This is a genomic window from Bacillus sp. DTU_2020_1000418_1_SI_GHA_SEK_038, assembly GCF_032341175.1.
GTDB lineage: Bacteria > Bacillota > Bacilli > Bacillales > Cytobacillaceae > Cytobacillus.
The window spans coordinates 1160371-1174660 of the sequence record NZ_CP135435.1 but is presented as its reverse complement, the minus strand read 5'-3'; the positions used below and the strand labels follow the sequence as shown (position 1 = coordinate 1174660).

The 14290-nt window shown below is 38.0% G+C and carries 11 protein-coding genes and 1 riboswitch; all 11 genes read right to left on the bottom strand.

What is annotated here, in order from left to right:
* Position 1: 1 nt before the first annotated feature.
* On the bottom strand, positions 2 to 808 hold the full coding sequence (locus tag RRV45_RS05820; protein ID WP_315667842.1) for a MetQ/NlpA family ABC transporter substrate-binding protein: 807 nt from the start codon (positions 806 to 808) through the stop codon (positions 2 to 4).
* 97 nt (positions 809 to 905) lie between these two features.
* Positions 906 to 1014, bottom strand: a riboswitch (SAM riboswitch).
* A gap of 227 nt (positions 1015 to 1241) precedes the next feature.
* On the bottom strand, positions 1242 to 2249 hold the full coding sequence (locus RRV45_RS05815) for a bZIP transcription factor (RefSeq protein ID WP_315667840.1): 1008 nt from the start codon (positions 2247 to 2249) through the stop codon (positions 1242 to 1244).
* A gap of 203 nt (positions 2250 to 2452) precedes the next feature.
* Positions 2453 to 3727, bottom strand: a complete 1275-nt coding sequence (locus RRV45_RS05810; protein ID WP_315667838.1) for a YlbE family protein — start codon at positions 3725 to 3727, stop codon at positions 2453 to 2455.
* Positions 3728 to 3790: 63 nt separating this feature from the next.
* On the bottom strand, positions 3791 to 5536 hold the full coding sequence (gene fdrA / locus RRV45_RS05805; RefSeq protein WP_315667837.1) for an acyl-CoA synthetase FdrA: 1746 nt from the start codon (positions 5534 to 5536) through the stop codon (positions 3791 to 3793).
* A 125-nt stretch (positions 5537 to 5661) separates the two neighbouring features.
* Positions 5662 to 6711: an ureidoglycolate dehydrogenase gene (allD, locus tag RRV45_RS05800; protein ID WP_315667836.1), complete on the bottom strand. Its 1050-nt coding sequence runs from the start codon at positions 6709 to 6711 to the stop codon at positions 5662 to 5664.
* A 42-nt stretch (positions 6712 to 6753) separates the two neighbouring features.
* Complete coding sequence (allD, locus tag RRV45_RS05795) at positions 6754 to 7806, bottom strand: ureidoglycolate dehydrogenase (RefSeq protein WP_315667835.1); 1053 nt, start codon at positions 7804 to 7806, stop codon at positions 6754 to 6756.
* 24 nt (positions 7807 to 7830) lie between these two features.
* Positions 7831 to 8595, bottom strand: a complete 765-nt coding sequence (gene allE, locus RRV45_RS05790) for a (S)-ureidoglycine aminohydrolase (RefSeq protein ID WP_315667834.1) — start codon at positions 8593 to 8595, stop codon at positions 7831 to 7833.
* Positions 8596 to 8676: 81 nt separating this feature from the next.
* Complete coding sequence (gene allC, locus RRV45_RS05785) at positions 8677 to 9915, bottom strand: allantoate deiminase (RefSeq protein ID WP_315668944.1); 1239 nt, start codon at positions 9913 to 9915, stop codon at positions 8677 to 8679.
* Positions 9916 to 10508: 593 nt separating this feature from the next.
* Positions 10509 to 12185 (bottom strand): PucR family transcriptional regulator, encoded by a 1677-nt coding sequence (locus RRV45_RS05780; RefSeq protein ID WP_315667833.1) that lies wholly within the window; start codon positions 12183 to 12185, stop codon positions 10509 to 10511.
* A gap of 138 nt (positions 12186 to 12323) precedes the next feature.
* Entirely contained in the window at positions 12324 to 13658 is a 1335-nt protein-coding gene (locus tag RRV45_RS05775; protein WP_315667832.1) for an allantoinase, read from the bottom strand.
* A 246-nt stretch (positions 13659 to 13904) separates the two neighbouring features.
* Complete coding sequence (locus tag RRV45_RS05770) at positions 13905 to 14288, bottom strand: RidA family protein (RefSeq protein ID WP_315667831.1); 384 nt, start codon at positions 14286 to 14288, stop codon at positions 13905 to 13907.
* Positions 14289 to 14290: the final 2 nt, after the last annotated feature.

The following is a 14290-nucleotide window of genomic DNA, read 5'->3' as shown; positions in this document are numbered from 1 at the left end:
ATTAAAAACCAGGTATGATTGATCCGCGGAATTCTTCTTCAATGAACTTTTTCACCTTATCGTTTTGGTAAGCCTCTACCAATTTTTTAACAACAGGATCGTTTTCGTTTTCCGCTCTAACTACAATATAGTTCACATATGGAGAGTTTGTTGATTCTAAAATAAATGCATCTTCTTTCGGATAAAGACCCGCAGCGATTGCAAAATTTGTATTAATGGCTGCAGCATCGACTTCGCTTAATTGTTTTGGAATTTGTGCTGCGTCAAGCTCAATGAACTCAAGATTCTTTGGATTTTCCACTACATCATGAATAGAGGCTGTTTCTTCTTTTCCTTCTTCAAGCTTAATGTAGCCATTTTCTTGTAAGATGAAGAGTGCACGTGATCCATTTGTCGGATCGTTTGGCAAACCGAACTTTGCTCCGTCTGGCAGGTCATCAAAGCTTTTATATGTTTCAGAGTATATGCCCATTGGATTAAGAATCGTTTTCCCAACTGGGACTAAATCAGTTCCATGGTCATCATTAAATTTTTCAAGAAAAGGTTTATGCTGATAGCTGTTCACATCTAAGTCGCCTTCATCTAACGCTGTATTTGGAAGCACGTAGTCAGTAAAAGGTTTAATTTCCAGCTCAAGTCCGTCTTCTGCAGCCACTTCTTTAACAACTTCTAATATTTGAGCATGCGGACCGTCCGTTGCTCCAATGACTAGCTTCTTATCGTTCAGTTCGCCGCCGCTTTCTTTACTGCATGCGGCAATAAATAATGTCATTCCAAATAATGCTAAAAACAATCCAAGCTTCTTCATTTCGAGGTTCCCCCTGTGTAGTTATATTGGAAGAAGAAAATATTAAAAAGCCTCTCTATCAAAAAAGAGAGGCTTCTGTATTTATACATAAAATCCTCTCTTATCTTCCAAAACAATAAATGTTTTGCAGGATTTAGCACCAATCTATTTACATAGACGGTTGCCGAGCTTCATCGGGCCAGTCCCTCAGCTACTCTTGATAAGAGATAAACTATTTAATTTTTCAATTTCCTTAAGTACAAACTTTACCCTCATTTATTCATATTGTCAATAACATTTAGAAAAATGACTAATTTAGACCTCAGTTATCGCTGTTTTTTTCCATTAATTGAATTAAAAAGTATTTATGTTCTTTTAATTCTTGTAAACTTTTCAAATAATAGGGTTTCTGACAGAGTTCGAGTTAACCTATCCAAATTCCCCTATAAATTAATTATTTCTTTCCATTAAGAATATCTTCCAATCTTTGAAGCTTTTCCTCGATATCTGGGTGAATTCGATTCTCTTCTTCTATAATCAAATCGGTGATTTCATTGGCTTTGAATACATCATGAATGTCCCGTAATTGATTCATTTGCTCTGATGTTGGAGGATTTATTTCCATTTGGTTTAGCAAATGAACTGCGCTCTCTAATGAAACTTGTAGTTCAGGATTCAACAGCCCAACAGTTTTAAACAACCATTGTGCTCTTCTAAGGTCAACAAGGATTGGGTCATAAACAGCTGCTCGATCCTTTAATTCCTGTAGATTGTTCTCGCTAGCTCCTAGTGCTTTCACCGCTTTATCGGTAAAAGCCTGTTCCATTAATTCGTATGCGTCCTTGAATAAGGCGTAGGAGGCAGGTGGATTGTATTGCTGATTGATATTTTCTTTTTTATAAAAAGTTTCTTTAACAAATCCCTTCGCATCCCCATCGTATGTAAATTTATGAATATAAATATCAGAATGCCAAGTCTCTAACATGACAATACCTGGTTTTCCATCGAAGGTTGTCGTACTCATTTCAATTGACCCTAATTGAACAAAATTATCAAAAAGAGGATAGGTTTTCTCACCATCTTTCACTGCCAATAACCATGTCTGTCCATCATCCCATGCAAACAAATCATTTTCCATTTTCTCTGCATTCACATATAGTTCAATTATTTCGTCCTCTCCATCCTGATCAATATCAAGAGTAGTTTCCTTATAAAGTGAACGTGGATATTCTACAATATCCTTCGCAAGAATAACTGAGAAATCATTACCTTTCATTTCCTCTAGCTCTTTCCTTTGTTCCTCCACCATACTTTGCAACGCTTCATTTTCCAATGAAAGCTGCTCTACTTGCTTCATTAATTCAGCAAATTCTTTGGCCTCGTCTGCATTTGCTTGATTAGTGCAACCAGATAGTATTCCGGCGACTACAAAAAGTACTACACTTGATAAAAATCTTTTCATTCCCAATCCCCTCCTCCTCATTTTAATTAAACGCCACTTTTTTTAACATTGTGTCTTCAAAAACAGCGTATGTTAAAACAGCTTTAATAACAGTATACGATTATTTATAACAAAAATGGAAAATCTTTAAAGATTTTCCAACAACAAAAGCCCCTATATGCTTTTAACATACAGGGGCTTACTTAAACAGAAGATATTAATAATTATTGAGGGTCAATTAACCCAAGTTTAACTGCATAAGCATCGATTGCTTTTTCGAAGCAAGCTAATGGAGCACGAACGGTACCAGCACCGATTTGTCCAACTCCAGCTTCTTTATGAGCAATACCAGTGTTGATAACCGGCTCGATTCCAGTTTCAACAACTTTTCTTGCGTCAATTCCTAGGCAAGAGCCTTTGAAATCCCAAGTTGGGATAGAGAAGTTAGAATTATGATCAATACAAATTTCCATCATATCGTTACTTGTGGTAACTGCATCGTCCATACCGCCTGCACCAACGAAGCGAGTAACACCAGGAGCAGCGATCATAGCCATACCGCCAACACCGAATGTTTCAGTGATCGCACTGTCACCCATATCAGGGCAAGCCATATCTTGATCATATCCTGTAAAGAATAGGCCTTGTGGTGTATTAACAGGTGCTGTAAACCATTGATCACCCATACCCGCAATACGGATTCCGAATTCATATCCATTACGGCACATTGCTGTTACAACTGTACCATGCTGAATTTCTCTTGCTGTATCCATAACTGCTTTACTTGTTGCCATCGCAATATTTAAGAAGAATTGGTCTGTATCAGCTAAGAATTGGATTACATCAAGCTTATCTTTTTCATCTGCATCTGATTGTAGAATGTATGGAGCGATGTCCTTTAAGAAAATAAGTGAACCAGCGATATTACGTTGATGGAACTCATCACCCATCGTAATTGCTTTTGCAATCGCTACGTTTACGTTTAACCCATCGCCTTTTACTTTAAGTGCTTTTGAAATAACAGGTCCTAGTACATCTCTGAACCATCCAAGACGGTTAATTACTTCCTCAGAATATGCACCGAAACGTAGAACTGCACCAATTCCTTCATTCATTGTACAATATGCTTGATTGCCGCCGTCACGATTTTCTACAACTAAAACCGGCATACTTCCAGATGTGATACCACCCATTGGACCAACCGCATTAACGTGGTGACAAGGAATGAATTCTATTTCTCCATTTTTAAGCATCGCAAATGCTTCATCAGCGTTTGATGCCCAGCCTTCAAAAATGGCCGCTCCTACACAAGATCCTTGCATTGGGCTTGTCATGTTTTCCCATTTAATTGGTGGTCCTGCATGAAGTAATACTTTTCCATTTAACTCTTGAATAACAGATTTAGCAGGAACCACATCTGTTAAAAATGGTGCGCTTGATACTACTTTATCGATAACTGCTCGGTTTGCTTCATCAATTGTTTTATATTGTCCGTACATTATGCTTTCCTCCTGAAAATTCATTAGTCGTGTAAATCGGTTTCTCTAGATATATTCCTTAGATTAGCGAAGTACACTTAAGATTTTACGCATTCTTGGATTTCCGCCTGCAACTGGACGCCAGTCAAATTGAACAACTCTTCCACCGTTTGCGGTAATTGCATCTGTAAATTTCTTTAATCCAACGTTAACTACATTTGGTTTTTCTGTTAATAATTTTTGGATTGCCTCTGAAACCGCAATATTAGCATTCGCAGCATCTTTAGCAGAAACTACTTCTTTTTGTACTTCTTCAATTTGGATATCAAGCATTGCTAAAGCAGTTAAAACTGCTTGGTTATTGCTATCACGTAAGATAACGCCAGCTTGTTCTAGTTTTGCTTTTTGATCATCGATATCTTGTGGGTCTTGATCTGTACCACAAACAGTTCCAACAAAGTAAATGTTTCTGCCATTTTCTTTTGCAGCGTTCTGAATTTTTTGGATGCCAGGAATAAGAGCTCCCGCCATATCTTCATGAGAACCATATCCAAGTACAACATCAAATAAAATAATGGCTGTTGATTCATCTTGTGCTGCTTTTTGGAAGAATTGGATTCTTGTATCTGGGTCAATCATTGGATGCGGTTTACCTTGTGTATAAATATCATCACCAAGGTCAATTACTTCAAATCCATTAGCATTTAAAAGATAACCGTCTTCATGATGATCTGTTGTTCCAAGGTTAAGTCCTCTGCTGATAAGTGTAGCTGCTTCATATCCAAGCGTACCGCCAGAATATAAACCTTTAATTGTTTTTTGTTCATACTTTAAGTTTACTGCAGGTACTTCAGCTTGAAGCGTATTGTAATTTGGTTTGATTGCATTACCTTTTGCAAGATCAACAGCGATAGCTGCTGTTTCTTCAAGTGTATTTGCATAATAAACATTTCCTTCATGGTTATGTGGCTCTTCACCAAGGAAAATCGCAACAACTGGCTTAGAAATGCTTTGAAGTAATTGAACAACTTCATCACGAACTTCTTTTGCAGGTGGTTTTGAAATCAATGTGATGACTTCTGTTTGGCTATGTTGTGCTAAAGCCTTAATACCATCTAACATTGTAATTGCGCCAATTTTATCATTGAGGTCACGGCCTCCAGTACCGATTGCATGGCTAACACCGCTGCCTAAACGGTCAATTTCTGTAATAACTTCTTGAATACCTGTTCCAGAAGCTCCAATTACACCAATTTTTCCTGTTTTCACAACGTTTGCAAATGCAAGCGGAACACCAGAAACAACTGCAGTACCACAGTCAGGACCCATAACAAGAAGACCTTTTTCATGTGCTTTTTCTTTAATGCGACGCTCATCTTCAATTGTTACATTGTCACTGAAAATTAAAACGTGCATATCTCTATCAAGTGCTTTTTCTGCTTCTTCAGCAGCATATTGACCTGGTGTAGAGATGATTGCAAGATTCGCACCTGGTAATGCTTGCGTAGCTTTATCCCATGAACGTACAGTTTCAAAAGCTTCCTTGCTGTTGCTGATTGCTTGGTTGCTTAAATAGTTATCTACTTCATCAAGAACTTCTTGAATCTTTTCTTCTGAATCAGTGTCAACAACGATACACATATCATTGGATGCTGCCCCTTCAAGCTCTTCCGTGAAAAGACCAGCAGTCTTGAAAATATCTTTGTTAGCAGGAGTCCCCATCATAATTTGGACTTTGTTAACGCCTTCCATTGTTGAGATTTTATTCGTAAGAAGCATTAGGTTAACTGAATCCTGATATGAATTCTGTTTGACGATAGTATAAAGCATGTTTTCATGCACCTCTTTTTATTTTTTTCTTACTTTTCGAAAGTGTTTTTGAATTCAAACATTTTCTTTCCATAGAAGAAGGGTGGCAACTTTCGGAGACCACCCTTCATTTTTCTAACTCTTTTTTATTTTGCAAAAGGGCTTTTATTGTCGAACGCATTGTTGTGAACAACATCTGAAGTCAAATACTCATAAATATGATCCACAATTTCAATGCCGTTCTCTTCATATTTCTTTTCCCTTTCAGCACTTCTTTGCCCAGGGTAAGAAACTTGATCAAAGCCAGGGGCCGGCTTGATGTTATTGAGGTCTTTCATTGTTGTTGCAATATCCTCTTGGAAGCCTTTAATTCCTGTAAAGAACTCAGGATTGATAACAATATGAAGCTGTCCTAGATTACGATACTCAGTGAGATCATGGTACATGGAAGAAACTTTATTTCCAAACGGAAGGCCAAGTAAGATACCTGATAAAACATCAACCATCATCATGAGCCCGTATCCCTTTGGACCAGCAATCGGAACTAACGCATTTACTTTAAAAGGATCCGTTGTCGGTTCCCCATTGCTGTCAACAGCCCATGTATCAGGAATGGATTCATTTTTCGATCTTGCATGAAGGATTTTCCCCCAAGCCTGTACAGTTGTCGCCATATCAAAAGTAATGTGCTCTCCGTCCTTGCCTGGTGCAGCAAAAGCAATTGGGTTTGTACCGTAATAAGGCTCTGATCCACCAAAAGGAACAACCATCGGGTCGGATTGACAAACTGAAATTCCAACTAGATTTTCATTTGCAGCCTGTTGAACAAAGTAAGAAAGTGCACCGCTATGGCCGATTCTACTTACACCTACCACAGCAACTCCATTTTCCTTTGCCATTTTAATCGCTTCATCCATTGCAAGCTTTGCTGCCACATGGCCTACTCCATTATCTCCATCGAAAATCGCTGTACATGGACCCGTTTTTTCAAACTTGAAATTTGGATTATTATTTAGTCCGCCTTTAGCAATTCTTTCAGCATAATATTCCACTCTCATCGCGCCGTGAGAGTGAACACCTCTTGCATCTGCATGTACAAGTACATCTGCAACTCCGCTAGCATGATCTTCTGTTAATCCAGCCTTATTAAGCTTTGTAGCAATTAAATCGTGCAATTGCTCTTTTGATAATCTCATTCCCTCTCACCCCTTAAAATTCATCGTTACCTGTTTATTTTATTACTTAGCAAATGGGTCTTTGTGATCGTATTGATTGTTATGAATCACATCAGAACGTAAATACTCATAAATGTCATCAACAATTTCAATGCCATTTTCCTTATATTCAGCTATTACAACGTCATTATTTTGCCCAGGGTATAAAACTTTTGAAAAGCCTGGAGCAGGTTTAATCTGATTCAAGTCATCCATCGATTGCGAAATGTCTTTCTTGAAACCACCTAGACCACCGAAAAATTCAGGGTTAATGACAATATGCAGCTGACCTAATTTACGGTATTCAGTTAAATCTTCGTACATGGAAGAAACTTTATTTCCAAACGGAAGTCCGAGTAAAATACCAGATAAAACATCAACCATCATCATAAGCCCGTATCCTTTTGGTCCAGCAATTGGCAATAGTGCGTTCACATTAAAAGGATCAGTCGTTGGTTCGCCATTTTTATCTACTGCCCAAGTATCAGGAATCGAATCATTCTTTGATCTTGCATGAAGAATTTTCCCCCAAGCTTGAACAGTTGTTGCCATATCTAAAGTCATGAATTTTCCTTCTTCAGAACTTGGTGCAGCAAAAGCAATTGGGTTAGTGCCGTAATAAGGCTCAGCCCCGCCAAATGGAACAACCATCGGATCGGACTGACAAACAGAAAGTCCAATAAGATCAGCCTGTGCAGCTTGATGGGTAAAGTAAGAAATCGCTCCACTATGGGACATATCTCTCACACCAACAATAGCAATACCGTTTTCTTTTGCCATTTTAATGGCTTCATCCATTGCTAATTTAGCTGCTGTATGACCATTTCCGCCATCAGCATGGAAAACGCCTGAGCAAGGACCTGTCTTTTCAAATCTAAATTCAGGGTTCGTGTTAATTCCGCCTTTAGCAATTCTTTCAGCATAATATTCTACACGCATTGCACCGTGGGAATGAATTCCTCTTTCATCTGCAAATACGAGCACTTCTGCTGCTGCTTCAGCATGGTCCTCTTTAAGACCAGCCTTATGCAGTTTTGTTTTGATTAGACTTTTCAAGTCCTCTCTGTTTAATCTCATGGTGACACCTCTTTGTTGGGATTATTATAATTCTGGATCCCGATTACAATCTTTAGAATAAACATATGTTAAAGGTTCTCTTCCAACAGCATAAGCTGCTTGATGGACATATGGTCCCATGAAAATGTAATCGCCTTTTTTAACTGGAATCCATTCATTATCTAGGTTGTACATACCTTCACCAGAAAGTAAGTATGCCCCGTGTTGTTGATAGTGTGTTTCAATAAATGGATGGCTTGCCGCTGGGTCGAAAGATAAAATGTGGAAGTTCATATCAAAATCAATATCCATTGGTAATAAATCTTTAATATGAACATTGTGCATATCATCGTAGTCTCTGTATTCAATATCGTTTGAATGACCAGATACAACCCAAGGCTTCTTGCCTTCTAGTGGTTTGTATTTTTGTTTATAAAGGAATAGACGTGAATCGCCAGCTTCCATGTTTTCTAAGTACATTGTCACACCTGGCGGGCAATATAAATAGCCGCTTTCCTCTAAGACAAATTCTTGATCGTCAGCTTTAGCTTTTACTTTTCCGCCTAAAACATAAACAAAGGATTCAACATCTGCTTGTCCGCAGAAGCCTTGGCTATTCTTTCCGCCTTCGTGCATTGTAACGATGTAATCAACAAAGGTTGCACCTAATTGCGGAGATCCTAAAATTGACATTGTGCAATTTTCAAATCCAGGAATTACATTATTTACAAGACCTTCAGGTGCGATTAAAGCATATAAACCATGTTTGATTATGGATCTACTTGAAAGCAAATCTTTTGGATAACCCATCGATACATTCTCCTCTTTTTTGAAAATTTTTTATTATAAAAGGTATGAAACCTAATTATACGCAGCTGATAAAAACATCAATTATTCTTTATATCCTAATTCATAAAGGGCACCAATCAGTGCTTTAACACCTTCAGCCAAGTCTGATGGCTCTGTAAACTCTGCTGGATTATGGCTAATTCCCTTTAAGCTAGGGACGAATAGCATAGCTGTTGGCACGACTGGAGCGAAAATCTGTGAATCATGTCCGGCACCGCTGTGCATTAACTTGTAGTTAAGACCATTTTCTTTACATTGTTTCTCAATAAGTTCAACAACCTTTTGATCCATTGGAACCGGATCAGCATCCATCCACATATCAATCGTTGTTTCTACACCATGATCTCTAGAAACTTCATTAATCTTGGCAGTAAGCTGATCAGTGAAGGATTCAATCGCTGCTTTATCTGTATGTCGGACATCAATCGTAAAGATCGCTTTCCCTGGTACAACATTCACGATGTTTGGAAGTACTTCAATCTTGCCGACTGTTGCAACAAGCGGGTCTCCTACCTTTCTTGCCATCGAAATCATTTCATAAATCATTTGGCTTGCCGCATAAACAGCATCTTTTCTGTATCCCATTGGAGTAGTTCCAGCGTGGTTAGCTTCTCCAACTATTTCAACAGTAAACCTTCGTTGACCAACAATACTGTGTACAACACCTACTGATTTCTTTTCAGTTTCTAACACGCTTCCTTGTTCTATATGAACCTCAACAAATGCTTTTAAATCTTTGCGCGGCTCCTTAGTTTCGTCTCTGAAACCAAAACCTGCGTTTTTCATCGCTTCAACAAATGGGATTCCCTCAAAGTCACTGATGTTTTCTACATCTTCACGTTTAGCTAATCCTACGATGTTTTTTGAACCCCAGAAGGCATATGGGAATCGGCTTCCTTCTTCTTCTGCCATGGATACGACTTCAATATTTCGAAGCGGTTCTCCGTATATTTGCTTTAAATATTTTAGCGCTAAAATCCCAGAGACAATTCCGTAAGGACCATCATATTTACCTGCGTTTTTCACGGAATCAACATGTGAACCAGTTAGAACGGTTTCATTTGTATTTTTTCCTTTTAAAGTTCCGAATAAATTACCAATTTCATCAAAACGGGCTTCTAGGCCTTCGTTCTCCATCCATTCTTTCAATGCATGCTGTGCGTCTACCCATTCTTTAGAGTATAATAATCTGGTTACGCCACCTTCAGGGTCTTTGCCATACTGGCTCAACCAATCCAGTTTTCCACTTGTTTCTTCTGCCAGCCCATTAAGGGCAGACATAGATTTTTCTTGTGTACCGTCTGTCATATGTACCTTCCTTTCTTAGGTGTTCTAATTTACTGTTGAACTGGTGTTTTCTTAAATTTACTAAGAAAAATCCAATTAAGAGAATGATAATTGCAATATAAAAACCAAAATCCTGCTTTCCGGTATGCAGGTCCATAATAGGTTCCTTGACTAAGCGCAGCAAAAGCGCTTCCAATTAATAAAAAAATTATTCAATCTAGCTATAAGGTCTGTCTTTTGAGTCATTATTATGCTCGTGACTTAAGAGATTTTTATTAGACTACTATATAACCTTGAGTCGGTATGTAATTACAACCAATATGTATTAATCTTAATCCTTTTAAGCCTGTTAGTCTTTATACGTAATGGCTAAGGATTTTTTATTTTTTTATCTATATCAGATAATTTTCCCGCGTATGTTATGAAGTTTTTTGCCCGTTTTGGAAAATTTCGGATTACTTCTCGGGTTTTATGTGGAGCAATAGGAACGAAAAGAGGCTGCCCAATGCAAAGGTGCCAGGCACCACCATTCAATATCTAGTGTCCAAAATAGAACTAGATGTTGGTATAGTGTGGAGCCAGGCACCTTATAAGACAGCCTCTTTTCGATTAAGTATATCGACAATTTTCAATCCTATTTGAACAGATAACATTTCCTCAGGGTCTTCAAAATTCATCCCGGTAATGTCTTTTATTCTTTCCAAACGATAGACAGCTGTTTTCTGGTGTATATAAAGAATCTGAGATGTTTTTGTCGCATTTTGGTTACATTCCAAAAATGTTTTCAGCGTTATTAATAAGTCCTTCTTATTAGCATGCTGGTAATGGAGCAGCTTCTGCAATGATTGTGGGATAAAGCTGCTTAAGACGGCAGAGTCATTTAATTTGTATAAAAGACGAAAAATCCCTAATTCAGAAAACACCGTAATAGCTTCTTTGCCGCCAATAATTTCTCCTATTTCTAGGGCGTCTTGAGCTTCTTTAAAACTTTGGGGAATTTCCATTATGCTTTTTTGTAAACTGCCAATTCCAATCCGAACGGAATTGTCCTTTAATTGATTTTTTATAGAAATCTGGATTTTCCTTGCCGTATCTTTAATATGATCCATCCAGTTGCCAGCCTTTAAGTCCCCATCACTTATTTTCCAAAGGACAATCACGAAGTCGCTTCTGCTTCGGATAATTCCATCGGGCAAATAATGGTGAATGGCTTCATACACCAGTTCATAATTTTGAACGGAAAGAATTCGATTATTTTCCTTCTGATCAGTGGTAGTTGTATCTTTTTCTGAGGAAATTTTGAATAGAACCGCTGCGAATGATCCACTTAAATCCCAGCCAATGACATTTGCCTTTTGAAAAACTACATTCATCTGCTGGACTTTTCCGCCGATCAGTTCATCAATTAAATCATTTTTAAACTTTTTATTAACTTCTGCCACGGCAAATTGTTTTACTAACTCAAGAGATAAAGAGATTGCACAATTTTCAACCGCAATTAAATCTAGTTCCTGAAGCGGCTTATTAAATTCGCCAATTAGCAAATATGTTTTTATACGATTAATCGTTTCTATTGGAACAACGATTTGGAATCCCTTTTGTCCATTTAAAGCTGGATATTTAACGATTTGTCGGTAGTGCGGAAATTTTATCCCTTCTTTTTGGTTATAATAGGAAACCTTCTCAATAATTTTAAATTCTGTCAGGGAAGGAAAAGTTGTCTCAATACAATGAAAATGGCGATCAAAGAGGGCGACCGGATTGCCGATCAACTGCTCCAACGTCTTTATGATTTTTTCCAGCCCTTCATCTGCTAGAGATAATTCTGTAAACCGATCATGGATTTCCTTGTAGTATTGCAGCTTTTTTACTTGATTATTAAATAGTTCTCCCATGACTGGATACATGACATCAACATAGGGAACTTCCTTTGGAAGCTGAATGATCGTCAATCCCGATTTTTCCCCAGCATTTATGATGGACATCGGTATTTCCGAAACAAAACGGTGAATTTTTATGACTAATACACTTACCCCTTTTTCAGCTAGCTGGGCAATAAACTGATGATGCTCCTCTTCACTAAAATTACGAACGGGATAAAGACTTGTTAAAACTAATTCTCCCCCTGTAAGCCAATTAGTTATATCTGGAGCTTCCATAATAGTTGTTCCCTTAATCACTTTATTCAAATGATTTTTTCCACTTAGAACTACTGCATCTTTAAGAGAAGGGAATTTCAACAAATCTTTAATTCTAAATTCCATAATTTGCAAATCCTTTCTTCATATTAAAATTATCCTTATAGTTTATTTAAGCCCAATTCAGTCTATTTGACTATAGAGGCAAAAATGGAAAAAAGGCCAAGGAAAACTCCTAGCCTTTCATTACTCGTCTTCTTAGAGTTAATTATCTTTAGTTATTTTTCCGTGTTCAAAAACAACTTCACCATTTACTATTGTTGTTGTTACCTTTCCATTGAATGCTTTTCCCACATATGGTGAATGTTGATGGCGGTAAAATAAATCCTCATTCTTTAGGACGAAGCTTTCCTCTAAATTGACTAGTGTCAAATCGGCATCATATTCAACAGCAATCGTTCCTTTAGTTGATAGTCCAAATAATTTTGCCGGGTTTGTAGCTGTTAAGGCAACAATTTTTTCTAAAGGTAGTTTTCGTTTAAAATATCCTTCTGTCAACAAAATATTCAAAGTAGATTGTGCACCAGAAATACCGCCCCATCCTTCGAAGAAATTCCCTTCAATCAACTTCATGTCTGCTGGTGCTGGTGAATGATCAGAACCGATCACATCGATCTCGCCGTTCGCAACTGCCGCCCATAAATCTTCCACTTCCTCTTCATCACGAAGCGGAGGGCAGCATTTGGCCATTCCACCCAATTCTTCTAAGTCCTTAACAGTTAAAGAAAGGTAATGCGGACAAGTTTCAACTGTTATATCAACGCCCTTGCGCTTCGCCTCTTCAATTATTTGGACTACCTTTCGGCTGCTTGCATGGACAATATGCAACTTACAGCCTGTCGCTTCTGCATAAGAAAGGATTCTTCTAACTGCTTCAATCTCCGATATGATCGGTCTCGATTCCACGAAATCCCGCGCAGACGTTTTTCCTTCTCGCTGTTTTTTTTGCGCAAGCTGGTCACAAATCACTGTACTCTCGGCATGAACAGCTAGAATAGAACCAAGTGAAGCAATTTCGGTCATTCCTTTAAAGATTGATTCATCATCAACATGATTAAAATCTTCAATGCCACTTGGAGACATAAAGGCTTTAAAACCAATAACACCATTTTCATGAAGTTCTTTTAAATTCTCGATATTTTCCGGAACAAGTCCACCCCAGAAACGAGGATTAACAATGGATTTTTCTTCAGCAAGTTTTCTTTTTATCTCAAGATTTTCCTTATTAATCGTTGGAGGTGTGCTATTTAGAGGCATATCAAAGAATGTAGTGGCTCCGCCAGCAGCTAAACTTCTGCTCCCTGTATCAAGACCTTCCCATTCCGCTCTCCCTGGTTCATTAAAATGAACATGAGTGTCAATTAATCCAGGAAGAATATGCAGCCCTTTAGCATCAATGACCTTATCAGCATCTGCCTCAAGCGGCTTGTCTATAGAAATTTCTTTAAATATTCCATCCTTGATAGCGATATCACCTTGGACGATGGACTCAGCTGTAACAATCTTACCATTATTAATAATTATATCGAAAGTAGACATATTCAGTCTCCCCTGCATTTTTTTATTATAATCCCATTAATAGCCGCTATAAATGCACCAGTTTTGAAGTTTGATTTTTTTGGAAAATTTGTTTTGTGGAGTAAATAAAGAAGTTGCGCGTTAATATGAGGGAGCTGTCCTAAGTAAAGGTGCCTGGCACCACGATTCAGTATCTAGTGTCAAATTCAGTAGAATAGACTTAAGATATGGGTATGATTGTGGGGCCAGGCACCTTATAGAATTTCGTTACGATCTTTTGGCAATCATTTCAATTTCAACTTCTGCTCCAAGCGGCAATGCTAATACAGCTACGCATGTCCTTGCAGGATATGGATCTTGAAAATATGTTTTATAGACGTCATTCATTGCTGTGAAATTATTCATGTCTGTTAGGTACACATTTACTTTTACTACATCATCAAGTGTAAGATTGCCCGCTTTTAACACTTCAATTAAATTGGCAAAGCATTCTTTCGTTTGTGTAGCAATGTCCCCTGTCATTTGTGTTGCTCCGACAGTATTCATGGCAGTTTGTCCTGATAAAAATACAAACTCGCCAGCATCAACCGCGTGCGAATACGGTCCTGATACAGATGCTCTCTCTGCGTTATAAATCTTTCTAGCCATCATAA

Coding starts and splice junctions, on each gene's coding strand:
- RRV45_RS05770 (WP_315667831.1), bottom strand. CDS start 14,288: ATGATGGCTAGAAAGATTTATAACGCAGAGAGAGCATCTGTATCAGGA.
- RRV45_RS05810 (WP_315667838.1), bottom strand. CDS start 3,727: ATGTACGGACAATATAAAACAATTGATGAAGCAAACCGAGCAGTTATC.
- RRV45_RS05820 (WP_315667842.1), bottom strand. CDS start 808: ATGAAGAAGCTTGGATTGTTTTTAGCATTATTTGGAATGACATTATTT.
- allD (WP_315667836.1), bottom strand. CDS start 6,711: ATGAGATTATCAAAAGAGCAATTGCACGATTTAATTGCTACAAAGCTT.
- RRV45_RS05780 (WP_315667833.1), bottom strand. CDS start 12,185: ATGGAATTTAGAATTAAAGATTTGTTGAAATTCCCTTCTCTTAAAGAT.
- RRV45_RS05815 (WP_315667840.1), bottom strand. CDS start 2,249: ATGAAAAGATTTTTATCAAGTGTAGTACTTTTTGTAGTCGCCGGAATA.
- allD (WP_315667835.1), bottom strand. CDS start 7,806: ATGAGATTAAACAGAGAGGACTTGAAAAGTCTAATCAAAACAAAACTG.
- allE (WP_315667834.1), bottom strand. CDS start 8,595: ATGGGTTATCCAAAAGATTTGCTTTCAAGTAGATCCATAATCAAACAT.
- RRV45_RS05775 (WP_315667832.1), bottom strand. CDS start 13,658: ATGTCTACTTTCGATATAATTATTAATAATGGTAAGATTGTTACAGCT.
- fdrA (WP_315667837.1), bottom strand. CDS start 5,536: ATGCTTTATACTATCGTCAAACAGAATTCATATCAGGATTCAGTTAAC.
- allC (WP_315668944.1), bottom strand. CDS start 9,915: ATGTCTGCCCTTAATGGGCTGGCAGAAGAAACAAGTGGAAAACTGGAT.